At 65.2% G+C, this 23,754-nt stretch carries 23 protein-coding genes; 8 read left to right on the top strand and 15 right to left on the bottom strand.

The window, feature by feature from the left end; genetic code table 11:
- The first annotated feature begins 94 nt into the window (after positions 1-94).
- Positions 95-1,039 (top strand): hypothetical protein, encoded by a 945-nt coding sequence (locus tag BCO18175_RS03610; protein WP_174979415.1) that lies wholly within the window; start codon positions 95-97, stop codon positions 1,037-1,039.
- A 42-nt stretch (positions 1,040-1,081) separates the two neighbouring features.
- Here the strand turns inward: BCO18175_RS03610 and BCO18175_RS03615 are convergent, their stop codons facing one another.
- Positions 1,082-2,038, bottom strand: coding sequence for a LysR family transcriptional regulator (locus BCO18175_RS03615; RefSeq protein WP_174979416.1), 957 nt, complete (start codon positions 2,036-2,038; stop codon positions 1,082-1,084).
- Positions 2,039-2,195: 157 nt separating this feature from the next.
- Here BCO18175_RS03615 and BCO18175_RS03620 point away from each other — a divergent pair, with 157 nt between their 5' ends.
- The 3 genes from BCO18175_RS03620 (at position 2,196) to BCO18175_RS03630 (ending at position 4,925) form a co-directional block, all read left to right on the top strand.
- On the top strand, positions 2,196-2,750 hold the full coding sequence (locus tag BCO18175_RS03620; RefSeq protein ID WP_174918313.1) for a flavodoxin family protein: 555 nt from the start codon (positions 2,196-2,198) through the stop codon (positions 2,748-2,750).
- Between the two features lie 28 nt (positions 2,751-2,778).
- A complete protein-coding gene (locus tag BCO18175_RS03625; RefSeq protein ID WP_174979418.1) occupies positions 2,779-3,078 on the top strand; it encodes a superoxide dismutase in 300 nt (99 codons plus the stop codon).
- Between the two features lie 314 nt (positions 3,079-3,392).
- Complete coding sequence (locus BCO18175_RS03630) at positions 3,393-4,925, top strand: amino acid permease (RefSeq protein WP_174970420.1); 1,533 nt, start codon at positions 3,393-3,395, stop codon at positions 4,923-4,925.
- Positions 4,926-5,047: 122 nt separating this feature from the next.
- On the opposite strand, the gene glyA is transcribed toward BCO18175_RS03630, so the two are convergent.
- The 3 genes from glyA to BCO18175_RS03645 form a co-directional block, all read right to left on the bottom strand.
- A complete protein-coding gene (glyA, locus tag BCO18175_RS03635; protein WP_174979419.1) occupies positions 5,048-6,295 on the bottom strand; it encodes a serine hydroxymethyltransferase in 1,248 nt (415 codons plus the stop codon).
- A 244-nt stretch (positions 6,296-6,539) separates the two neighbouring features.
- Complete coding sequence (locus tag BCO18175_RS03640) at positions 6,540-7,319, bottom strand: SDR family NAD(P)-dependent oxidoreductase (protein ID WP_174979421.1); 780 nt, start codon at positions 7,317-7,319, stop codon at positions 6,540-6,542.
- A 33-nt stretch (positions 7,320-7,352) separates the two neighbouring features.
- Entirely contained in the window at positions 7,353-8,600 is a 1,248-nt protein-coding gene (locus BCO18175_RS03645) for a D-arabinono-1,4-lactone oxidase (protein WP_174979422.1), read from the bottom strand.
- Between the two features lie 170 nt (positions 8,601-8,770).
- On the opposite strand from BCO18175_RS03645, the gene BCO18175_RS03650 reads away from it, so the two are divergent.
- Positions 8,771-9,775, top strand: coding sequence for a helix-turn-helix domain-containing protein (locus BCO18175_RS03650; RefSeq protein ID WP_174979424.1), 1,005 nt, complete (start codon positions 8,771-8,773; stop codon positions 9,773-9,775).
- Between the two features lie 69 nt (positions 9,776-9,844).
- Here the strand turns inward: BCO18175_RS03650 and BCO18175_RS03655 are convergent, their stop codons facing one another.
- Positions 9,845-10,276 carry a 2-oxoglutarate dehydrogenase gene (locus BCO18175_RS03655; RefSeq protein ID WP_174973426.1) on the bottom strand — a complete coding sequence of 144 codons (432 nt, stop codon included), beginning with the start codon at positions 10,274-10,276 and terminating at the stop codon, positions 9,845-9,847.
- Positions 10,277-10,329: 53 nt separating this feature from the next.
- A complete protein-coding gene (locus tag BCO18175_RS03660) occupies positions 10,330-12,174 on the bottom strand; it encodes a S10 family serine carboxypeptidase-like protein (RefSeq protein WP_174979426.1) in 1,845 nt (614 codons plus the stop codon).
- Positions 12,175-12,408: 234 nt separating this feature from the next.
- Here BCO18175_RS03660 and BCO18175_RS03665 point away from each other — a divergent pair, with 234 nt between their 5' ends.
- Positions 12,409-12,639, top strand: a complete 231-nt coding sequence (locus BCO18175_RS03665; protein ID WP_254607959.1) for a hypothetical protein — start codon at positions 12,409-12,411, stop codon at positions 12,637-12,639.
- A 259-nt stretch (positions 12,640-12,898) separates the two neighbouring features.
- On the opposite strand, the gene BCO18175_RS03670 is transcribed toward BCO18175_RS03665, so the two are convergent.
- From BCO18175_RS03670 to BCO18175_RS03705, 8 genes are all read right to left on the bottom strand, one after another.
- Positions 12,899-14,713: an ExeM/NucH family extracellular endonuclease gene (locus tag BCO18175_RS03670; RefSeq protein WP_174979427.1), complete on the bottom strand. Its 1,815-nt coding sequence runs from the start codon at positions 14,711-14,713 to the stop codon at positions 12,899-12,901.
- A 224-nt stretch (positions 14,714-14,937) separates the two neighbouring features.
- Entirely contained in the window at positions 14,938-15,879 is a 942-nt protein-coding gene (locus BCO18175_RS03675; protein ID WP_174979429.1) for a copper resistance D family protein, read from the bottom strand.
- Entirely contained in the window at positions 15,876-16,256 is a 381-nt protein-coding gene (gene copC / locus BCO18175_RS03680; protein WP_174979430.1) for a copper homeostasis periplasmic binding protein CopC, read from the bottom strand. Before copC ends, BCO18175_RS03675 begins: the two co-directional genes overlap by 4 nt.
- A 14-nt stretch (positions 16,257-16,270) precedes the next feature.
- Complete coding sequence (locus BCO18175_RS03685; protein ID WP_174979619.1) at positions 16,271-16,618, bottom strand: copper-binding protein; 348 nt, start codon at positions 16,616-16,618, stop codon at positions 16,271-16,273.
- Positions 16,619-16,686: 68 nt separating this feature from the next.
- Positions 16,687-17,982 (bottom strand): multicopper oxidase family protein, encoded by a 1,296-nt coding sequence (locus BCO18175_RS03690; protein WP_174973414.1) that lies wholly within the window; start codon positions 17,980-17,982, stop codon positions 16,687-16,689.
- Position 17,983: 1 nt separating this feature from the next.
- Positions 17,984-19,480 (bottom strand): TolC family protein, encoded by a 1,497-nt coding sequence (locus BCO18175_RS03695; protein WP_174979432.1) that lies wholly within the window; start codon positions 19,478-19,480, stop codon positions 17,984-17,986.
- Entirely contained in the window at positions 19,477-19,758 is a 282-nt protein-coding gene (locus BCO18175_RS03700; protein WP_174979433.1) for a hypothetical protein, read from the bottom strand. Before BCO18175_RS03700 ends, BCO18175_RS03695 begins: the two co-directional genes overlap by 4 nt.
- 90 nt (positions 19,759-19,848) lie before the next feature.
- On the bottom strand, positions 19,849-20,226 hold the full coding sequence (locus BCO18175_RS03705; protein ID WP_174979435.1) for a hypothetical protein: 378 nt from the start codon (positions 20,224-20,226) through the stop codon (positions 19,849-19,851).
- A 244-nt stretch (positions 20,227-20,470) separates the two neighbouring features.
- On the opposite strand from BCO18175_RS03705, the gene BCO18175_RS03710 reads away from it, so the two are divergent.
- Together BCO18175_RS03710 and BCO18175_RS03715 are read left to right on the top strand one after the other, a co-directional pair.
- The gene (locus BCO18175_RS03710) at positions 20,471-21,142 is read left to right on the top strand and encodes a heavy metal response regulator transcription factor (RefSeq protein WP_174918296.1); all 672 of its coding nucleotides are present in this window, start codon (positions 20,471-20,473) and stop codon (positions 21,140-21,142) included.
- Positions 21,139-22,548 carry a heavy metal sensor histidine kinase gene (locus BCO18175_RS03715; RefSeq protein WP_174979437.1) on the top strand — a complete coding sequence of 470 codons (1,410 nt, stop codon included), beginning with the start codon at positions 21,139-21,141 and terminating at the stop codon, positions 22,546-22,548. The genes BCO18175_RS03710 and BCO18175_RS03715 overlap by 4 nt, the downstream gene beginning before the upstream one ends.
- Before the next feature lie 230 nt (positions 22,549-22,778).
- Here BCO18175_RS03715 and BCO18175_RS03720 read toward each other — a convergent pair whose 3' ends face one another.
- The gene (locus BCO18175_RS03720; protein ID WP_254607960.1) at positions 22,779-23,696 is read right to left on the bottom strand and encodes a hypothetical protein; all 918 of its coding nucleotides are present in this window, start codon (positions 23,694-23,696) and stop codon (positions 22,779-22,781) included.
- Between the last annotated feature and the right edge of the window lie 58 nt (positions 23,697-23,754).

The following is a 23,754-nucleotide window of genomic DNA, read 5'->3' on the forward strand; positions in this document are numbered from 1 at the left end:
TCTCGACGAGTATTCAAGCGGCGACACAGCCTTCCGCGGCAACATCCGGACGTGCCGCCCTGCACAATCAAAAAAAACTCACGCGAGAGAACCCATGTCTTCCAGCGCAGCATTCATCGAAAGCGATATCGGCCGCGAGTTGATCACCGGCATGGTCATGCAGATGCGGGCCATTCGGCAGGTAGGGTGGCGAAAGCACCATGACCTGCCGTCGAACGATCTCATGCATGAGCCCAAGAATCTGAACCGGAACTTCGCGATGCTTCGGCTGTGGTGCGTCGGTGACACCTGGGCGCTGGGGGACGAGTGGGTCGGCGTGAGCGGCACCGGTGACTATTTCCCGCCGAAGGGTGTCAACGCGTACGTCCTGAAAAGCCGGGAAGGCGATCACGCCGTGAACATGAAAGCGTTGTACGGCACGCCGGGCGACTGCTACGAACCGGCAAGGTATCACCCGGCATGCGGCAACCCCGAATGCTCGGAAGTACCGCTTCTCAATGCGCTTTCGTATGCGATCCCGCGGTGCAATATTGCAAGCGGCACCCCGGGGCATCTCATCCTGTTGACCGAGCGGCTACCGTGCCTGTCGTGCGGGCGCCTCTTCAGGCAATTCGGCAAGGATCACCCCGGCCTGTCGCTTCATCTGCTCTACATGTTCGATCACACCGATCGCGCGGAAGAGCGCCTGTCGACCGACCTCGACTATCTGTCGGAGTCCACCTTCGTCGTCGAATACATCGACCCCGACGACAGCGGCCATACTCGTCCGGACGGCCCGGGCTTCGCGCCGCCGGGCTTTACGTCGCACACCAAAGGCGGGATCTTCATCGTACAGATCGCGCCTTTCTCCGGTGACTATGTCGTCACCACTCCGAGCGACGCGACGAAAGTCCCCGCACGTGCGCCGGGGTCTCCGTCGGCGCACTTGACGTCGCGCATTCCGAATCAAAACTGGGTTCAACTTCACGTCCACAAGGCGCGTCCGCCCGTTCCGGAGGACAGCCCGCAGCACCCGCTGGAAGACGAAGACCCGGTATAGACGCCATCGGCCATGCCACGCGGCGTCGAAAGCCCGGGCCCCTCACGCGCCATACGCATCCAGCGCCTTCAACGGCACATGCAGGCTTTCGTTCGCGGCAAACGCATCGAGCAGATAGTCGACCGTCGCCTGTACGCGCGACGCCTTCAACGCGCGATGCGGATACTGCATCGCCATCTCATACGTGCCCGGCAGATGGTGGCGCCGCAACAGCACCTTCAGCGTACCGGCGCGCAGATGTTCCCACGCGAGATGCGCGCCGACCTGTGCGATGCCCAGGCCGTCGCACGCGGCCTGCACCACGGCCTCCGGCGCCGAGAACGTCAGCGGCGCGGATTCGCCCGGATCGACGGTCACGATGCTCCCGCCGCGCATCCTGAAGCCCCACGTCGCCACCGCGCCGCCGAGAAACCGGCGCGCGATCAACCGGTGCGCACCGAGTTCGTCCGGTGTCCGGGGAATCCCGTGGCTCGCCAGGTAAGCGGGTGACGCAACCAGCACGATGTTCATGCGGAAGATCGGGCGCGACACCAGCGCCGAGTCGAGAATGTTGCCGCCACGAATGACGATGTCGTAGCCGTCGCGCACGACGTCGACGATCCGGTCGTCGAAATCGGCCTCCACCGACAATCCGGGGTAACGCGCCAGCAACCCGGGCAGCAAGGGCTGCAGATGCTCGCGCCCGAACGCGGCGCTCGTCGAGATGCGCACGCGCCCTTGCGGCCCTTGCCGTGGCACGACGACGCTGTCGACCGCCGCGTCGAGCGCTTCCAGCGCGACGCGCGCCTGGCGCAGGAACACGCCGCCTTCGTCGGTGAGCTTCAGCGTGCGCGTGGTGCGGTTCATCAGTCGCACGCCCAGCGATTGCTCGAGACCGGCGACGTTCTTGCTGACGGCCGCGGACGTGATGCCGAGCACGCGGCCCGCCGCCGCGAAACTGCCGGCGTCGGCCGCGTGGACGAACGACAGGATCGCGCGCGTTCGTTGTGACAAATCCAAGGCAGCCTCCATTGATCGATCCGTCGAACGGTACACCGTCACCTGCCGCCGATTATCAACCTGAAGTTGAGAGCGACTCAACCCGGACCCGCCTTCCGGTTGCGACCCATGCCCCACACAATGCGGCCGTCGTTCAACGGACTCCAAAGGAATTCCCATGCTTGCCACCATCGTTTTCGACAGCGGCCACGGCCATACCGAGCGGCAGGCGCGAGCCGTCGCGGAAGGCGTTCGCCGCGTTCCGGGCGCGGAAGTGCGGCTCGTCGCGGTCGCCGACGGCGCGATGCCGTGGGACGCGCTGGCCGCCAGCGACGCGATCATCTTCGGTTCGCCGACGTACAACGGCTCGGTCAGCGCGCGGCTCAAGCAGTTCATGGAGGATTCGACCCGGCCCGCCTGGATTCCGCAAACCTGGCGCAACAAGGTCGCAGCCGGCTTCACCAACTCCGGCGCGCAGCACGGCGACAAGCTGCACGCGCTGATGACGATGACGCTGTTCGCGGCGCAGCACGGGATGATCTGGGTCGGGCTCGACCTGTTCCCCGGCAAATCGGTGAACGAACGCAACCGGATCGGCGGCTGGCTCGGCGCGATGGCGCAGTCCGACGACGTGTCGCCGGACCTGTCGCCGATCGCGAGCGACCTCGACACCGCCGCATATCTCGGGCAGCGTGTCGCCGAGCTGGCGTCGCGGTTCGCGGCCAGCGCGTAAGCGGCACACCGTTCGCCAGGAGATCGCCATGAAACTGCTGTGCCTCGACGTCCCGCTGCCCGGCGCCAGCCCGGACGCTTATCAGCCGCACCTGCTCGACGAAGTGCGCTACGGCTGGCAACTGCTCAAGCGCGGGATCGTCCGCGATATCTATTTCCGGCAGGATCGCCCCGGCGTCGCGATCATTGCGGAGTGCGATTCGATCGAAAGCGCCCGCGAAGCCCTGCGCGAGTTTCCGCTGGCCAAGGCCGGGCTGATCGACTGGGACATCATTCCGATTGGCGCCTTCCTCGGCTGGGAAGCGCTATTCGCGGCCGATAACGCCTGAACCTGCGCGCCTGACGGCCCCGACGCTCGCCCCTCGGCACCGTGGGGCGAGCGCCCGCATCCGGCGTCGCACCGGATTGCCCCGCGATGCGCCCCCTGCCCTCTTCCGGTGCATCCCTCCGGATTTTCACTACGTTGCCGAAATCTGATAGAGCCGGGAGATTTGATTTCATACCGTTCACGCATCGGACTGGAAAGCGATTGCCGCTCAACCACGGCATCGCGAGCCGCCGACGAATCCCAGGAGCGGGCCAAATGCTTGGCCCGGGCGGCGATGACGGTCCTGCCACGCAGGACATTCGTGACGGAGCGACCATGGATGCAAAACTCCAGCCTGATTCAGGCACCGACAGTGACGTAAGCCTGCTGCACAAGATGGGCTATGCGCAGGAACTGTCGAGACGTATGAGCGGTTTCTCGAACTTCGCGGTTTCGTTTTCGGTGATCTGCATCCTGTCGGGCGGCATTACCGCGTTTCAACTCGCCTTTTCCGCCACCGGCGGCGCGTCGGTCGGCCTCGGTTGGCCACTGGGCTCGCTGTTCGCGCTGATCGTCGCCGTGTCGATGTCGCAAATCGCATCCGCATTCCCGACGGCCGGCGGCCTCTATCATTGGGGCGCGATCCTCGGCGGGAAGAAATGGGGGTGGATGACGGCGTGGATCAACCTGATCGGCCTGATCTTCGTGATCGCCGCGATCAATTTCGGCACCTACGATCCGTTCTTCAAGACGCTGATCGCGCCGATGTTCGGTGTCAGTCCGGACAGCCTGACGTGGTGGCATCAAACTGCGTTCATCGCGTTCATCACGATCTCGCAGGCGATCCTGAATGCCCGCGGCATCAGGATCGCGAGCAAGATCACCGACCTGTCGGGCTACCTCATCTTCGTGGTGACGATCGCGCTGGTGGTGTCGCTGCTCTACTACTCGCCGGTCGCGTTCGATGCGCATCGGCTGGTGACGTTCACCAACTTCACCGGCGTCGATGGCGGAGCATGGCCGAAGCAGGCCACGCCGCTCGCGTTCCTGTCCGGCCTGCTGCTCGTGACCTACACCATCACCGGCTTCGACGCTTCCGCGCACACGTCCGAGGAGACGCACGACGCGGCCAGGAATGTGCCGCGCGGCATCATCGGATCGGTGTTCTGGTCCGCGGTGTTCGGCTACGTGATGGTGTGCGCGTTCGTGCTGGTGATGCCCGACCTGACCGCCAGCATGAAGCAGGGCACCGGCTTTTTCGAAGCCATCCTCGCGCCGATTCCGAAGGCGTTGCGCGTCACCCTCGAGCTCGCGATGTTCTTCATCAACTACGTGTGCGGGCTCGCCGCGATCATGTCGACGTCGCGGATGGTGTATGCATTCGCACGCGACGGCGGGCTGCCGGCGTCGAAGCTGCTGCGCAGCGTGAACCCGACGCATCGGACGCCCGGCCCCGCGATCTGGACGTGTGCGGTGCTCGCGATCGTCGTCACGCTGTACGGCGACGCGTTCTCGGTGCTGAGCGCCGGCAGCGCGGTGTTCCTGTTCATCTCGTATGCGATGCCGATCGGCTCCGGGATGCTGGCCGAAGGCCGCTCGTGGACCGACAAGGGCCCGTTTCAACTGGGGATCTGGTCGAAGCCGTGTGCGTTGCTCGCGCTGGTCGGCGCCTGTGTGCTCGCGTATGTCGGCATCCAACCGCCGAACGAGAAGGTGCTGTACGTGCTCGTCGCTTTCGTCGTGGTGCTGATGGTGATCTGGTACGGCTTCGGCGTGCGCAACACGTTCGCGGGGCCGCCGGTGCTGAAGGACACGCGCAATCTCGACCGCATCCGCGAACTCGAGGCGAACGTCGATCCGACTGTCTGAAGCGCCTTCGAAGCAGGCTGAAAAAAAACCGACTCGCTGGCTTGATGCCGCGAGTCGGTTTTTTCATGTCACCGCGCAACGACGAGATTCAACCGCGTTGCCGCGGTTGAATCTTGCGGGCATCAGCCGTAGACGGGGAAACGCTTCGTCAGTTCGGCAACCTGCCCGCGCACGCGCTCGAGCGTGGCCGCATCCTCTGGCGCTTCCAGCACATCGGCGATCAGGTTGCCGACGATCTCGGCTTCCTTCACGCCAAACCCGCGCGTCGTCATTGCCGGCGAGCCCAGGCGCACGCCGCTCGTCACGAACGGCTTTTCCGGATCGTTCGGAATCGCGTTCTTGTTCACCGTGATGTGCGCCGCGCCCAGTGCCGCTTCCGCTGCCTTGCCGGTGATGTTCTTCGCACGCAGGTCCACCAGCATCACGTGGCTTTCCGTACGGCCCGACACGATCCGCAGCCCACGCTTCACCAGCGTTTCAGCCAGCACGCGTGCGTTCTCGACCACCTTCTCCTGGTACGCCTTGAACTCCGGCGACAGCGCTTCCTTGAACGCCACAGCCTTCCCCGCGATCACGTGCATCAGCGGGCCGCCCTGGATCCCCGGGAAGATCGCCGAGTTGATCGGCTTCTCGTACTCCGCCTTCATCAGGATCACGCCGCCGCGCGGGCCGCGCAGGCTCTTGTGCGTCGTCGTCGTCACGAAGTCCGCGTGCGGCACCGGGTTCGGGTACACGCCCGCTGCGATCAGGCCTGCGTAGTGGGCCATGTCGACCATCAGGTACGCACCGACCGACTTCGCGATCTTCGCCAGGCGTTCGAAATCGATCTTCAGCGAGAACGCCGACGCGCCCGCGACGATCAGCTTCGGCTTGTGTTCCTGCGCGAGCTTCTCGGCGGCTTCGTAGTCGATGTCTTCGTTTTCGTTCAGGCCGTAGCTCACCACGTTGAACCACTTGCCCGACATGTTCACGGGCGAGCCGTGCGTCAGGTGGCCGCCGTGCGCGAGGCTCATGCCCATGATCGTGTCGCCCGGCTTGAGCATCGCGAAGAACACGCCCTGGTTCGCCTGCGAACCCGAGTTCGGCTGCACGTTCGCCGCTTCCGCGCCGAACAGCTGCTTCACGCGGTCGATCGCCAGCTGCTCGACCACGTCAACGTATTCGCAGCCGCCGTAGTAGCGCTTGCCCGGATAACCTTCCGCGTACTTGTTCGTGAGTTGCGAGCCCTGCGCGGCCATCACGGCCGGGCTCGTGTAGTTTTCCGACGCGATCAGCTCGATGTGATCTTCCTGGCGGCGGTTTTCCTGCTCGATCGCGGCAAAAAGTTCCGGATCGACGTTGGCAACGGTGCTGGTGGTGCGATTGAACATGATGATTGACCAGTTGAGAGTGAATGACTGACCGCGGATTGCCGGCTGCATGGTGTTTCGGCCTTCGCATTCCATCAGACACGCCCCTGTTCAGATAGAAGGATTGCGACAATCCGCTAGGACACACCGCGCGACGTGCACGCAAAAAAAAATCGAAGGGTCGCATCGCTGCGACACCTTCGACGGAACGGGCCGACCTGGCAGGCTTGGCGCCTGCCCTTCAGCTTCTTGCGAAAACCGGTAATCAGACGGCGGAGAAGCAGTTATCCACGAACAGATGGGTCCCGTTGACGAAACTCGACTCGTCGGAAGCGAGGAACAACGCGGCGGCCGCGACTTCGGACGGCTCGCACAACCTGCCTTGCTGAACCGCGATCGCCGCCTCGGTCGCGTCGACACCCATCGCCTGCAAGTCCCTGAGTTCGCGCATCCCGTGCGGCGTGCGGATGAACCCCGGCGCGAGCGCGTTGCAACGAATGCCGCGATCGCGATACTCGACCGCAATCGCCCGCGCGAACATGTGGCACGCGCCCTTGGTCGCGTCATACAGCACCTCGCCCGGCGTCGCGCACACCGCGGAAATCGACGACGTGCAGACGATGCTGCCACGCCCCTTCTCCAGCATCTGCGGCAGCACCGCTTGCGTCATCAGGAACATGCTCTTCACGTTCACGCCCATCAGCCAGTCCCATTCCGACTCCTCGATGTCGAGGAACGGTTTGACGATCAGCGTACCGGCATGATTGAACAGGATGTCCGCGTTGCCGTACTGCTCCCGCGCGGCGCTCACCGCCTGCTGGACCTCCGCCTGTTTCGACACGTCGGCGCCGAGGCCGATCGCCTGCAGGCCCGCGTCGCGCAGCCGGGATGCGAGCGTTTCGGCTGCGTCGCCATCGCGGTCGATGATCGCGACCTTCGCGCCCTGTTCGGCGAACAGTTCGGATGCCGCGCCGCCGCAGCCGCCCGCGCCGCCGCTCACGATGGCGACCTTGCCGGCCAGGCGGCCGTCAATCTTGACATTCATGCTTCGTTCTCCAGTCTGGTTCGTTCGGTCTGCTCAACTGAACAGCGTCCGCAGGTGATCGTTGAGGAAGTAGCCTTCGGGGTCCACGCTGCGGCGCAGCGCGCGGAACGCTTCGGCCTTGGGGAACCAGCGATCCACGTCGTCGCGGTTCGTGAAATGCAGCTTGCCCCAGTGAGGACGCGAGCCGTAGTCGCGCAGGATCGTGTCGACGTCCTTCAGGAACGGCCAGTAGTCGACGCCGTTCAGGCCGCCCGAGCATGAAATCGTGACGCTGTCCTGGTGGTTGAACGGGCTGATCCACGCCGGATCGCCCTTCGTGAAGCGGTATTCGACCGGGAAAATGCAGTCGCGGTGTTTCGTGAGGATGAGATCGCGCACCCGGCGCAGCGCTTCCTTGCCGTGTTGCGCGGGCACCGCGTACTCGAGCTCGTGGAAATTCGGCACGTAGTGGATCGCGTACACCTCGGAGCTGTAGGCGATCTTCTCGTGCTCGCCTTCATGGAACGTGCGCGCGTCGGTGACATCCATCACCTTGATTTCGCACACGTCGTAGTCCTTCTTCGAATTCGACACCTTCGTGGTGTCGGGCAGGCAGTAGAGATCGCGGCTGGCGGACGTCGGGCACCAGAAGAAACCGAAATGCCGATGCTTCGCCGCCAGGTCGTCGTATTGCTCCATCAGCGCGTCGAAGTCCTCGCGCCACACGCGGTCGTGCAGCCAGAACGCATCGGTTACTTGCAGCGTGATCTCCGACACCACGCCGAACATCCCGATGTTCACCTGCGTCGCATGCAGCAGGTCGAGGTCCTGCCGGTCGCTCACTTTCATGATCGAGCCATCCGGACGCACGATGCGCATCCCGACGACCTGCGACGACAGGTTGCTCAGCGTCGTTCCCGTGCCGTGCGTGCCGGTGGCCAACGCGCCGGCGATCGCCTGCGAATCGATGTCGCCCTGGTTGACGAGCGACAGGCCGAGGCTCTTCAAGTGCTGCGTCACCGCATTGATCTTGGTGCCGGCCTTCACGGTCACGCGCTTGCGCGCTTCGTCGACATCCACGATGCCCTGGTAATCCTGCAGCGACAGCAGCAGGCCGCTGGTGGCCACGACGGGCGTGAACGAGTGCCCCGAGCCCGCGCACCGCACGTGCTTGCCCTGCCGCGTCGCAGTGTGCACCAGCTCCGCGATCTCGGCCTCGCTCGCCGGCGACGCCAGGTGCGCGGCCACGCACGACTGATTGCCGACCCAGTTTCTCCAGAATCCGCCACGGGGAAGTTCCATCACCGTCTCTCCAGCGTCGTATTGATGCCAACGATAGGGTGCCGAAAGGTTTTCCACTATCGGATTTCGGCAAGTTAGGGTTTTGACGAGGCGACGCCCGGCCGGCGCTTTTTGACCGGCGCGGCGAGCGGCTACAATGAATCGATCCGGCCCGCCCCTTCCCGCCCTCGATGACGCCGCCTGCCCACCCGAGCGATTTCTCCGGCGACCCGCTGTTCGCACGAACGGTCGCGTTCTGCGCGTTCACCGACGTGGCGGAACAGGCGCGCTCGTTCGACGGCTGGAACATGAACTACACGCAGATCTCGGGCGGGCGGTTTCACGGCTCGTCGTCGATCATGTCGCTGGGCGGCATCAAGCTGCTGGTCGAGGATCTCGACAAGGTCATCCTGCAGCAAGGCGCGGTGCCGTCGGAGCGAATTGCCGTGGCCGTGCCGCTCGAACTGGAAGGCCACGCGCGCCTGTGCGGCGAGAAGAGCGGGCGCGACAGCCTGCACGTGTTTTCGAGCCAGCCGGCATTCGAGTTCTACTCGCCCGACCGGCATCTGCTCGTGAATGTCGAAATCGAACCCGAGAAACTGTCGACGCAGGCGCTGCGCACGGTTGCCGCGTCGCTGCGCGCGCAAACCCATGCGCCGGTGATCCCGATGGCGACCGGTATGGCCGACCATCTGCGCGACCTGCTGCGCCAGACGCTGGCCGCCGCGGCAAAAACCACGCGCATCGACGACGTGTCGACGCAGGACAGGATCGAACTGCTCGAGCGCACCGTGCTGTACGCGATCTCGGAAGTGATGACGGCCGTCACGCCGGACGCCGGTGCGCAGATCGTGCGCCCGACGAAATACTGGTCGCTGGTCAATGCGGTGCGGGAGCGGCTGCAGGATGCCTCGACCTGCCCGCTGTCGATCGCCGAACTGTGCGTACAGCTCGGCGTCAGCCGGCGCACTGCGCAGTACGCGTTCCAGGATACGTTGAACCTGAACCCGATCGCCTACCTGCGGGCCGTGCGGCTGAATCACGTGCGCCGCGAGCTTCGGCTCGGCGACTCGGTGACGTCCGCCGCCACCAAATGGGGCTTCTGGCACCTGAGCAGTTTTGCGCAGGACTATCGCGCGATGTTCGGCGAACTGCCGTCGGCCACCGCGAAGCGCTACGCGCGCCAGGCCATCTAGCGCCGGTCGTTCACCTTCCGGCGGCCGGTGCGAAGGATTGCCGCACCGGCCGCCGCCCTGCCTGCTACGTCACTCGTCCTGCTGCTCCTGCTGCGCCTGCACCTGCCGCTGCTGGATGAACTGCCGCACATCGCTCATCGTCACGCGGCCGGTATGCTTCGCATCGATCTCGTCGAAGTGCTTCGACACGAAGCCGAGACCGCTGCTCTGCGCCTGCACCTTCGTCACGGCCGCGCCATTGCTCAGCACCGTATTGGCGCCGAGCCGCGCGTCGACGCGCTGCTGCGCCTGCTGCTGCAGCGTCGTGCCGGTCGACGGCAACACCGGCGCCGCTTTCGTGGCAGGAAAGAACGGACCGTCGACACCGTGCCCGCCGTGCGGCAGCTTCACCGGCGCCACCGCCTGCGGCGGCAACGCGTAGGCACTGCTCATCACGGCACCGACGACGACCAACGGAGACATACGCCGCATCAAATTGATTAGGGACATGATCACTCGCATTCAATGGATGAATAGAGGGTTCCTTTGACAAGGAGTCCGTCGCTCAGGGTCGCTCAAGGGGCCGCCGCCAGCGTCGTCGCGGCCGTTGCGCCCGGAACGCTGCCGGTCGGTACGCTCGGCGGGTTTTCATCCGGCCACGGCGGCGGCAGCATGTGCAGCGTCAGCGCCGTCGGAATCCGCGCGCCCTTGTAGAACGTCTTCAGGTCCCGCTTCATCTGCGGACGGGCGACGTCGTCCAGGTAGGTCATGTGGCCGCCCTGGAAGAAGTTCACCTGCAGCTTCGGATTCAGGCCTTTCACCGTCTGCAGCCGCGCGAGTTGCTTCTCGGTGTTGAAGAACGGCGTCGCGAGATCGTGGAAGCCGTTCTCCGCGAGCACGCGAAGCTTCGGGTTGAGCTGCAGCGCACCGAGCAGATCGGGGATCGTGTCGGGCATCGGCTGGCCGTCGTGCGTGAAGTCCCAGACGCCGATGATGTTGTCGTTCAGCGGCAGGTACGTCGCGTTCGGTGCGGTGTAGCCGAGGTAATCCGGCATCTGCGTCGCGAGCGCGTTCGTGAACGGCTGCGAAATCAGGATGTCGGACGGGTCGCCGTCGTTCTGCAGCCGCGGATCGGAGTTCGGCAACGACACGCGTCCGTCATACCGGCCGATCGTCGTGCCGGGCAGCAGGCTCGTGCCGAACGGATTCGCGTTGAAGTAGCCGCGCAGCGCCTGTTGCGTGAGGCTCGACGGGATCGACCACAGCTTGAGCGTCGCGTCGCTCGGGAACACCGGCGTGCCGAGCGCATCCGGAATGCCGAGCTGGCTCAACACCCACGACTGCGAGTACTTCTGCAGCTGGTTGTAGATCAGCGTCGTGAACAGTTCCGTTTGCAGTGCGTACAGACCGGGGTTCACCGGTGCTGGCGAAACCTGGTTGAAGTACGCGGCGACCGCCGCATAGCCCGGCAGGTAGCCGGCCACGGTATCGGTTTCGAGCAGCAGCCCCTCCGTCGACTGCGTGATCGCCACGGCTTCCACCGCATCCGCGAAGTAGTTCAGGATCGCCGACTGCAGCACGATGCCCGTCAGGTGCACGCCGGCCGATTCGAGCGCCAGTGCGAGCATGTCGGTACGCGGCGTGCCGTACGATTCGCCGTACAGGTAGATCGGCGACGTGCTGCGGCTGTTGACGTTCAGGTAGCGCTGGATGAAGTCGCGCATGATGTTCACGTCCGCATCCGAGCCCCAGTACTTCTGGTTGGTGTTCGGTGACACGGCTTCCGACAGCCCGGTGCCGGGCGGGTCGATGAACACGAGGTCGGTGGTGTCGATCAGGCTTTCCGCGTTGTCGACGAGCGGATAGTTCGGCCAGTTGCTGCCGAACAGCGGATCGGGCGTGGCCACGCGGGTCGGCGCGAACGAGCCGAGCCGCAGCCAGATCGACGACGAGCCGGGGCCGCCGTTATAGACGAACGTGACGGGGCGCGGCTTGCCGTTCGTGCTCGGCGCGGTGTACGCGACATACGACATCGACGCTTCCGCATTGCCGTTCGCGTCCTGCGCGGTCAGGTGGCCGGTGGTCGTCGTGTAGTTGACGGTCGTGCCGCCGTTTTTCCACTGGTAATGCATGACGGCCGCTTTCTCGGACACCTGCGCGGGCGCGAGGCCGTCGGTCGCGTTCATCGAATACGCGACCTGGTCGACGTAAGGCTGGTTGGCCGGCGTCTGGCCGGCTGCTTGTTGCGCGCTGGCCTGCTGGCTGGCAGTGGCCTGCGCGAGGCTCGATGCGCCGACGGACGACGAATCGTCTCCGCCGCACGCCGCGAGCGCCAGAGTCATGACGGTCAATGCACCTAGCCCGGCCAACCGGCCGTGACGGCCACGGCGGCTGCCGGTACAGCTCCTGTCTGGTTTCATCTCTGTCCTTTGATTCGGATACCGCTTCACAAAGGCCGCCAACGCCTGCGAAACGCGCAGACCGACCCGCCACTCGCGTTGCACGGTCGGCAGTCGGCGGTTGGGGATTGGACTTCTAAGAGACTGAACTTGATACAGACACAGCAAACTGCTGGCGAGAATGGTGCTCGGACGCCCCCTGCAGTTTGAACAACTTTTATATGACCAAAATTTACGACAACACAAAAATAGGCGGTGCTGCGCCGCGTTGTCAAAGATCATTCGGATATTAAAAATCCTGCAATGATGCTAACGGCGGACAGTGTCTGGCAATTGAAAGAAAACGGGATTATTCGTGAATTGCACGCACTATCGGCAATAATTAGCCGAATTCGCCGCTTTTATCGCACAACCAGCAATCCTTTACTGGCGTTGATGCCACGCGCCGAAAGCCTTCAGATCGCCGGAATTATTCTTTCATTTTAATTATCTTTGATCGATTAATTCAGCGCGACGGCGCGCATGGACCGCCACTCAACGATTCAAATCACTTCAACCATTCTTCAATCGATGCGCTTATCCGCATCACGCTGCCCACAAAATACCGATTTCTCTAATTCTTGAAAATTTCAGCGGAATTATTTACCCATGATCCAGCACGACTTGTGCGGTGGAAATGAAGCGCGGCGTGCAGCCTCGCCGCACGCCGCGCCTCACACGCGTTCAATCCGCGTTCAATCCGCCATCACTTCCCGCCACCCGGCAGCGCGATATCGACCAGCACCGGATCGTGATCCGACGAGCGATACGCATCCGGCGCGTAGAACGTCTTCTGCTGCTCGGCCGATTTGTACGCGAGCGTGTACTGCAGCGCGAGCGGTTCGTCCGCGTTGATGTGCCATTCGTGCACGGCCTTCACGTGCGATGCGAGCGGCAGCGTCGCGAGCGCGTGATCGAGATAGCCGGCTTCGCCGTTGTACACGTAGCTGTACGCATTCGCGCCGATCCAGCGCGCGACGAGGTTGCGGTAACCGCGCGTTTCGAGCGTGCGGATCGGGTCTTCGTACGTGTAGCTGTTGAAGTCGCCGATCAGCAGCACGCCCTGGCCTGCGACGCCCGTCGGGTTGCCGGCGAGCCAGTCGGCCACCTTCGCGGCCGCGCGCGTGCGCGTCGGGTTCCAGCAGCCCTGGCCGTCGCCCTGGTCGAGATCGTCGTTCGTCGCGTCCGGGCAGTTCTTCGACTTCAGGTGGTTGACCGCGACCGTCAGCGACTGCTTGTTGCCGTTGATCAGCCGGAACGACTGCGCGAGCGGCTGGCGGTTCTTGTCGTCGATCGCGAGCGTGGCCGCGCGGCCGACCGGCTCGACCTTGCGGCTGTCGTAGATCATCGCGACCGTGATCGCATCGCCGCCGAGGCGCGACACGCCCGGATCGACGACACGCCAGTTGGTGCCGAGCTTCGCCGCGAGCTGGCGCACCGCGCTCAGTTCACCGTAGCCGTTGTTCTGGATTTCCATCAGGCCGATCACGTCGGCGTCGATCGCCTTCAGCGCACTGACGATCTTCGCTTCCTGGCGCTGGAATTCCTGGAAATTCTTCGCGCCGCGGTTGTTCGGATCGTCGAAGCCGCCGCCGAGACCGTTGCCGTTGAAGTAGTTCAGGACGTTGAACGACGCGACGCGCAGGTTCGATTTCGGATCGCGCGCCGGTGCGTTGGTACGCGGGTTCGTGCGCGCTTCGAATGCCGGCACGGCCGCGCCCGGCAGCGGCTGCACGCGCCATGCGCCATAACGCACTTCGAGCACGCCTTCGATGTCGCGCACCGTGTAGCCCGCGCGCAGCGTGTTCGCGGCCGACAGGCCCGGCGCCGGGTACGGCACCGTGGCGGGGTTCTGCTTGTTCGAGCCGTCGTCGAGGACCAGGCGGTTGCGTGCGTTCGCATCGATCTGCGTCTGCGCCTGCGCGGGCGGCACGACGCTCGTCGGCGTGCGCAGGCGGCCGTTGCTGAGCATCACGCTGCCGTAGCGGCCGAGTTCGTAGTTGTCGGTGACGTTCAGCTTCTGCGGCAGGCGCACCAGCATCCCTTCATACGCGGCGAACGCGCTCGGGCTGTCGACCGGCAGCGTGAGCGTCGCGGGCGTGACCGTCTGCCCGTTCGCGCACACCGCGATCGCGCCCGACTGCGTGAGCTGCGTCTGGCCGTACTTCTCCTCGACCTTGCCCGTCACGTGCACGAGGTCGCCCGCTTTCGCCCGCACTTTCGGTGCGTAGACGAACAGCCCTTCGGACACGCCCGGCTGGTTGCGGCGCTGCGCGTCGGCCTGCTGGACGAAGAAGCCGCCGAAGCCGTCCGTGCCGCCGAAATCGGCGGTGACGACGGCTTCGATCGACACGTTCTGGCCGGCGAGCGGCGACGGCGCGCCCGGCCCCTGGATATCGGCGATCGGCGTCGTGCTGCCGCCGCAGTTCGGGCTGACGGGCGCGGCGGTGGCGGCGAAAACCGGCGCGGCGAGCGTCGGGAGCAGCAATAGCGGGGTGATGAGGCGGATTGTCGAGCGCATGACGGGAAATCCCGGTTGTGAGGGTGGCGAAAGCTTAGCGGCGCTCAATGACAGTTTTTGGTAATCGAAAGACAGGCTGATGTAATTGTTGTTATCACGCTGCGATCGCCATCGAGCGCGCATTTACGCCTGAAAAAGCGGGGAAATCGTCTGACGAAAATCCGCCGTGCCCGCGACGATCGCCCCGCGTGCCTTCTCCACCACGGCGCCGCAGCGCCGTCGCGCTACACCGTGCCCGGCAACGCGCTCGACACGAGCACGGCCGCGACCATCAGTACGCCGCCGAGCACCGCTGCCTCGACCCGCAACACTGTGCCGAACCGTTTCAATGCACTGGCCGGCATCGAGGCGACCGGATCCTTCAGCGCAGCCAGCAACTTCGGCATCCCGAAGAAGCGGTTGTGTCCGCCGAGCGCCGCCGCGATCAGCACGAGCGCGAGCTTCAGCAGCAGGATCTGCCCGTACGTCGACGCGAACAGGTTGGCGGGCGTATCGACGCCGCGCCAGCCGTTGTACGCGCCGGTCGCGAACAGCACGATCAATGCGTAGGTCGACGCATCGGAAAGCGACTGCACGAACGATGCGCCGGTCGTGCGTTCGCTCGCGGGCATCGCGGCAAGCCTCGGCATCACGCCGAATGCCGTGACGAGCACGAGCCCGACCCACGCGCTGATCGCCAGCAGATGCAGCCAGTCGATCCACACCGGCACGCTGAACAGCCCGGCATCCACCGGATGTCCGCCATTGCTGCGTGCGAGCGCGACGCACGCAAGCGCGGCCCATATCGCGAACGGCGGGCGCGTATCGTTCGAGCGCCTGACGAACGACAGCACCACGACGATCAGCATGAACACCGCACCGGCCAGCCACGCACGACCGAACCCGGTGCCCGCGAGCATCGCGCGCACGGACGGCCCCGCTTCGAGCAACGACACCTCGCTCATCAGCGCGCAGTGCGCCCAGAACGCGGTGATGCTCGCGGCCAGCGATACGACTGACGCAATGCGCAGCGTTGCGACGAACCGCCGCCCGATGCCGTGCCGCCACACCGACGCGCCGCGCGCGAGCCAGTGGCTGCCGAGCAGCGCGCCGACGACGACGGCGAACCCGGCGTTCTGGATCGCCACCGACACGAGCCGCAGGAGACCGACGAGGCCGTCGTTCACCCCTTCACCCTGAACGTATAGGTGCCCTTCGTGCGATGCGCGTCGGCCGTCATCGCCACCCACTGCACCGTGTACGCGCCGGGCGCGAGCTTCGGTATCGCGATGGTCATCACGCGCGGGTTCGCCGCATCGACCTTCGCCTTTTCTTGCGTGACGGCGCTGCCGTTCGCATCCGCCACCTTCACCGAGCTGAACGCCGGTTCGAGGTCTTCGTTGAAGGTGAGCCGCAACGTGTCGGGCGCCGTGTCGACCGTGCTGCCCGTCGCCGGTGCGGCGCTTTCCAGCTTGCCGTGCGCGGATGCCGCGACCGGTGCGGCCGCGACGATCGCACCGGTCGCGACGATCGCGGCCAGCCGCGTGAGGTTCGTGATCTTCATGTTCACGCTCCGCGTCACGGCTTCTTCAGCTCGACGACGGTCAACGCGCCGTCCACGTCTGCCGCGACGAAGTCGACCTTGTCGCCCGCCTTCACTTGCGACAGCATCGCCGGATCCTTCACCTTGAACACCATCGTCATCGCGTCCATCCCGAGGTTTTCCAGCGGGCCGTGCTTGATCGTCAGCTTGCCGGCTGCCGTATCGACCTTGCGGATTTCGCCGTGCGACATACCCTGTTTCGCCGCGGCTTCCTGCTTCGCGCCGCCGCTCATGTCCATGCCGGCCATGTCGCCGGCCGCGTACGACGCGGCGGAAAACGCCAGCGCACACCCCATTGCCATCGAAACCAGTCCCTTCTTCATCATGTCGACTCCCGATTAAATGAAATGAAACCGGCGGCCGCCTACGCGCGGCCGCCGCATGCTGCTGCTCAGCCTTCCGGCAATTCGCCGGTGTACTCGTACGCGACGGTGCCCTTCGGATGCCGGAACCAGCCCGGATCGCGATAGTCGTTGCGGCCGAGCCCCTGCCGCACCTTGCAGACCGTGAACATGCCGCCCATCTCCAGCGGCCCGAACGGGCCCGTGCCCGTCATCATCGGCAGCGTGTTGTCGGGCAGCGGCATCTCCATGCCGCCCATCGCGCCGCCCGTGCTGCCCATCGCCATGTAGTCGGGCACGAGCTTGCCGATGCGCTTCGCGAGATCCTTCTGCGGCACGCCGATCAGGTTCGGCACCTGGTGGCCCATCGCATTCATCGTGTGATGCGACTTGTGGCAATGGAACGCCCAGTCGCCCGGACGATCGGCGGTGAATTCGATCGCGCGCATCTGGCCCACCGCGACGTCGGCCGTCACTTCCGGCCAGCGCGCGGCCGGCGGAATCCAGCCGCCGTCGGTGCCCGCGACTTCGAAGCTGTAGCCGTGCAGGTGGATCGGATGGTTCGTCATCGTCAGGTTGCCGAAACGAATCCGCACGCGGTCGCCCGCGCGCACCGGCAGCGGATCGATGCCCGGGAACACGCGCGAGTTGAACGTCCACATGTTGAAGTCGGTCATTTCGTTCACGCGCGGCGTGTAGCTGCCCGGATCGATGTCGTACGCGGCGAGCAGGAACACGAAGTCGCGATCGACCGGCATCGTGCCGCGGTCCTTCGGGTGCACGATGAACATGCCCATCATCCCCATCGCCATCTGCACCATCTCGTCGGCGTGCGGGTGATACATGAACGTGCCGTGCGATTCGAGCTGGAACTCATAGACGAAGGTCTTGCCGGGCGGGATATGCGGCTGCGTGAGGCCGCCGACGCCGTCCATCCCGTTCGGCAGCCGCAGCCCGTGCCAGTGGATCGTCGTGTGCTCGGGCAGCCGGTTGGTCACGAAGATGCGCACCTTGTCGCCTTCGACGGCCTCGATCGTCGGGCCTGGCGACTGGCCGTTGTAGCCCCACAGGTTCGCGTTCATGCCGGGCGCCATCTCGCGCACGACGGGCTCGGCCGTCAGGTGGAACTCCTTCCAGCCGTTCTTCATCCGCCACGGCAGCGTCCAGCCGTTCAGCGTCGCGACGGGCGTGTACGGGCGGCCGTTCGGCGGCACGAGCGGCGGCTGCGTGCCGGTTTTCGCCATCGTGGGCGCTTCGGGCAGCGACGCGGCGCCGGCCTTGCTGACCATCGCGGCGCCCAGCAGCGCGGCGCCCGAGCCGCTGATAAATTGTCGACGGGACACCATGTCAATGACCTTCCGGATGCGTTTGCGTCGCGGGCGCCGGTGGCGCCGCGGGGGTGGAAGCCGGCTGCGGCGCAGCGTCGGCGTTTGGAGTGGCTTCGGGCTGGGCGGATTGCGTCGTGCGTGGCACGGCACCCGCGGACGGCAGCCGGCCCCCGACCGCCATCTGCAGATCGGTTTCGGCGAGCCAGTAGTCCTTCAGCGCATCGATGTAACCGTTGACCGCGCCGACCTGTTCGCGCGCATCGACCAGCAGCTCGAACACGCTCGCGAGCATCCCGTTGTAGCGCAGCAGCAGCTCGTCGGAGATCGTCTTGCGCAGCGGCACGACTTCATCGCGATAGTGGGTCGCGACGTCGTAGCTCGTCACGTATGCCGCATACGATTCGCGCACTTCGGAGCGTGCATCGATGGCCGTCTTCGCGAGCCGGTTCGCCGACTGCATGTAGACGGCCTCGGCCCGCGCAACCTTCGCGCCGCCCCAGTCGAACAGCGGAATCTCGACGCTGATCTCGTAGCCGTGCTCATGACCCTTGCCGGTCTCGTAGTTGTTCACGTAGCCGAGCTCGACCGCATTGACGAAGCGCGTGGCCTTGCTCAGGCCAAGCGACGACGCGACACCTTGCGTCTGCAGCTTCGCGGCCTGGATGTCGAAGCGGTTGCTCATCGCGAACCGTTCGAGATCGGGCAGGTTCGGCCGCGCTTTCGGCACGTCGGGCAAGCGTTCGGGCAGCGCGTACCGCGTGCGTTCGCCCCACAGCCCCATCGCGCGCGTGAGCTTCTCGCGTGCGGCCACGGCCTGCTGGCGCGCCTTCGCGTGCTGTGCGACCGCATCGGCATGGAACGCCTGTTCGCGCGCGTAGTCGAGGCGGCTGAAGTTGCCTGCCTGCCGCATGCGCAGCGCGAGTTCGGCGGCCGCGCTCCCGGCATCGCGCACCTGCTGCGCATAGTTTGCGGCCTGCTCGGCAGCGACGGCCTCGACGTACGCGCGGCGCGCGTCGGCTGCCACCTTCAGCATCGCGTCGGCCGTTTCGAGCTTCGTTTGCTCGAAGCGGCGGCGTTCGATGTTCGTCGCGAGCGGCATCGTCAGCAGCGCGAACACGTTCGCCGAGAACGTGCGGCCGAGCGTCAGCTCGCCGTCGCCGGCCCGGGTACGGCTGAACGCGAAGCGCGGATTCGGCAGCCGGCCGGCTTGGACGAGATCGGCCTCCGACAACCCCAGTTCCGCGTATGACGCCTGCAGGCCACGGTTGTTCAGCAGCGCGACCTGCACCGCGTCGTCCATCGACAGCGACCTGGCAAGCAGCTCCTTCGTGCGCTTGTCGACGGCTTCGCGGTCGGCGTCGGTCTTGACCACGACCGCGTCTTTGCCGATGCGTTCCGACGCGGCGGACGACACCGCGTCGAACCCGCCATCCTTCGAAAACGTCGTGCAGCCCGCGAGGAAGGCCAGCATGGCCGCAGCCGCGCCGATCCTCGGCGATATCGCAAGCATCGTCATTGCGCGGCTCCTCCGTGCTTCGAATGCGCGGCGCCGTTTCCGGCCACACCGCCAGTCGTACGTCCTTTCGCGGGCCGCTCCATCACGTCCCGGTTCAGTTGTTTCCAGCCGGGGCCTTCGTCGTCCCGATACGGCCGGTAGCCGTCGAATGCGGACGTCACGGTGACATCCGGCACCGCCGCGGCGGCGTCCGCCGGATCGGGCAGCGGTGTTTGAGCAGGCGCGAGCGACGGCACGAGGGCCGCCGCGCCAAGCAGCGCCGCAGTAATCAATCGCATGAATGGGTCTCGTCGTGAGTCGTCCGGCGGCATGGATACCGCCGCCGGAGCGGATTGCAGAGCGCGGCCGGTCGGGGCCGCGGGCAGGGTCTAGACGAGAAACTGGCGCGGTGGCCTGTCAATGCCGCCGGTCAGGAACGACACGACGACCGGCGTCGGCGCGAACGAGACGATCGCGATGCCGATACCCGACGCAACGGACATCGCGGGAAGATCCGCCATGCCGGTGCCGAGGCAGCAGGACCCGCACGCGGAGCACGGCTGTGCATGTCGCGCATGGTCGTCGTGCTCGTGCTGATGCTGTTCACCCAGCGCGGCCGAGTCGACGGTGCGTGCCCCGCCTTCCGCGTGCGGCATGGCAACGACCACACCCGCGCCCGCACATGCCATCGACACGGTCGCGAACGACTGGATCGGCAGGCTCAGCGCCAGCAGCACGACGAGGACGAATTTGCGCCAGTACGACATGGATGCGGAATCAGGCAGGCAACGACCGGATGGGCCGGTGCGGCGCCGCGACGGCGCGCTCCGGGGACAAGACGGCCGCAGCTTATCGCCGCCGCGGTGACGACGACATGGCCGAAACATGACCGCGGTTTCATGACAATTCCGTCATCCGGCGGTCATCCTTCGCGCACGCGCGGCGCCGTAAGCTCACGCGTTACACTGACCGGCTGGAATCACGGATGACTCACGGACAGCCTGCCTCACCATGCGGATACTGATAGTCGAAGACGAACCCAAGATGGCGTCGTACCTCCGGAAAGGGCTGATGGAGGCGAGCTACACGGTCGACGTCGCGGAAAACGGCAAGGACGGGCTGTTCCTCGCGCTGCACGAGGATTTCGACCTCGTCGTGCTCGATGTGATGCTGCCTGAGATGGATGGCTTCGAGGTGCTCCGGCGGCTGCGCGCGCAGAAGCAGACGCCCGTTCTGCTGCTCACGGCACGCGAGGCGATCGAGGACAAGGTCGCCGGGCTCGAACTGGGCGCCGACGACTACCTGCTCAAGCCGTTCGCGTATGCCGAGTTCCTCGCGCGCATCCGCTCGCTGCTGCGGCGCGCGCCGCGCAACGCGCGCGACATCCTGCATGTCGCCGATCTCGAAGTCGACCTGATCCGCCGCCGCGTGCGGCGCGCCGACACCCGTATCGACCTGACCGCGCAGGAATTCGCGCTGCTGCAGCTGCTCGCCGAACGCGAGGGCGAAGTGCTGACGCGCACCTTCATCACGTCGCAGATCTGGGACATGAATTTCGACAGCGATACGAACGTCGTCGATGCGGCGATCAAGCGCCTGCGCGCGAAGATCGACAATGCCTATGAGACGAAGCTGATCCACACGATCCGCGGAATGGGCTACGTGCTCGAGGATCGCTCGTGACCGCGAGCCCGGCCTCGTATTCGCTGCTGCGGCGCCTGACGCTCGCGTTCGCCGTCGTCGCCGCGCTCGTGTTCGCACTGACCGGCGCATACCTGTATCGCTCGCTGTCCGCCGAGCTGACGCGGCGCGACGACATCGAGATCTCCGGCAAGCTCAACCAGTTCCTGCAGCTTGCGCACGCGAGCGGGTCGATCGCCGCGCTGCGTGCCGATCCGGCCGTGTTTCATGAAGTGCTGCTGTCGCATCCGGGCGTCTATCTCGGCATCTACGACGCGCAGAACCGGCCTCTCGTCGAGCATTCCGACGAAGCCGGCAACACGCTGGCGTCGGTGATCGCCGCGCCGCATCCGACCAGCCGAGCCGGCGCGCCGTTCACCTGCTCGCCGCCCGGGATCGGCACGTCGCGTTGCGTGTACGCACGCGCCACGCTGCCGTCCGGCGACGCGATTCAGGTGGCGCTCGCGCGCACGGCGACCGATCGCCAGTCGCTGCTCGAAAGCTATCGCGTCGACATCTGGCTCGCGGCGGCCGCGGGCGCGCTGCTGGTCGGCGCGCTCGGCTACGCGGTCGCGTCGCGCGGCCTGCGCCCGGTCGAGAGCCTCGGCCGGCAGACCTCGCGCATCGAGGCACACAACCTGAACGCGCGGCTCGACGCGCGCGGCGGCCCGGTCGAGCTGCGTGAGCTCGCGACGTCGGTCAACCGGATGCTCGACCGCCTCGAGCGCGCGTTCGTGCGGCTGTCGCAGTTCTCATCCGATCTCGCGCACGACATGCGTACGCCGCTCGCCAACGTGATCAGCTCGTCGCAGGTCACGCTGTCGCGCGCGCGCACGACCGAGGAATACGAAGCGCTGATCGATTCGAACATCGAGGAATGCGAACGGCTGCAGCGGATGATCGAGAACATGCTGTTTCTCGCGCGCACCGACAATGCGCGGCAGCACCTGAAGACCGCCGAACTCGACGCGGGCAGCGAGCTGCGCCGGCTCGCATCGTATTTCCAGGCGCTGGCCGATGAAGCCGGCGTGCGCATCGACGTGCAAGGCGAAGCGCCGGTCGTCGCGGATGCAACGCTGTTCCGGCGCGCCGTCAGCAACCTCGCGTCGAACGCGCTCGAACATGCGGAAGCCGCGTCGACGATCGAGCTGGCCGTTTCCGCGCAAGGCAGCTACGCGGTCGTCGAAGTCACGAATCGCGGCGCCGCAATTCTGCCCGAGCAGGTCGAACGGATCTTCGAACGCTTCTACCGCATCGATTCGTCGCGGCACGGCGCGGCGCGGAATGCGGGGCTCGGGCTCGCGATCGTGAAGTCGATCATGGAGCTGCATCGCGGGAAGGTTGAGGTAGTGAGCCGCGACGGGCGCACGACGTTCGCGCTTTATTTTCCGCGCGGTACCGAAGGGTAAGCCATTCGCCTGGCAGTTCGAATGGGTGCGGCGGCCGGTGCGACGTCGAACGAGGCAGGACAACAACCGTCGCCGAACACCGTCGCGCCCCCGTCTCGCGTCGGGTCTTCGCTTGCCGGCGCGTGCCGCCGTTCAGTATCTTGTGCCGGCGATGATCGGTTCGCTTCTTCCAGTCACGTGTCTCGTGCCGACGCGTTGCACAGGGACTGCGATGCGTTTCAGCGTTCGGATCAGCGCAGCGAAATCGGAATTCTCGCCGCGACCCAATCCAACGTGGTAGGCGGCATCGAGATCGTCCGCGTGCTGTCGTACGCATCCGATGCGTCGAAGTAGATCAGCTTGCCGTCGTGGATCTCGATCGGATCGTTTCCGGGTCGGCCGTCCCAAAAGACGAAAAATAGCCGGGTAGCGAGTATCGACCCGTGCGCATCGGCCACGACGATTTTGACCTGCTCGTTCTGATCTGCAAAAAAGCCATTGCTGCTGCGGCCACTGCCGCAGATATCGACGATATAGGTTGTGCCATCGACCTGCTTGATGCCGCCGTTCAGCTTGGCGTTGTAGTCGAATCGCTGGCAATCGGTGTCGTCCGTCGTGATCTCGCAAAAGTTGACGAGATAGAAGAATGCCAGGAAGCCCAGCGTGACGATCGCCAGTCCTACGCGCTTCGTTCGGTTGAAATGGTCGATATTTCTAACAAGCCGATAGACGTAGAGCACGAAGATGCTCGACGTGATGGCGAAGATCGTGCTCTTCGCATTCTTGAGCGAGAAAAGCGTGATCGCGTTCCTCGCGTCGGCTGGCAGGAACATCCATGCAATCGCGACAACCAGGCATATGACGACAACGGTCAAGATCGCTTTGAGAATGATGGAGGTCGCCTTCATTGCTCGGCCGGGACGGTTCTGCTGTTTGGCGGGCGATCCTGCAAGCGCTGGCGCAGGGGCGGACATGTGATGCCGCTGTGCTGGAACGGCTACCTTGGGCAGAGATGGCGGCTCGTTCGGCGCACGCCTGTCGAACGAGATTTTTTGCTGCGTGTCGATGGGAACGCATCCGACCACGCCAGCGTGACATTTCCACCGTTTGCCGGAATGGAAGACTCCAGATTCCAGCTGGTAATACGGGACTTTTTTGACGTCGGGCATAACGCTTGAATAACGATTCGCGAGAGAACCGGTCTCAGCGTAATCAAAACCCCGGCAA

The organism is Burkholderia lata, assembly GCF_902499335.1.
Taxonomy (GTDB): domain Bacteria; phylum Pseudomonadota; class Gammaproteobacteria; order Burkholderiales; family Burkholderiaceae; genus Burkholderia; species Burkholderia lata_B.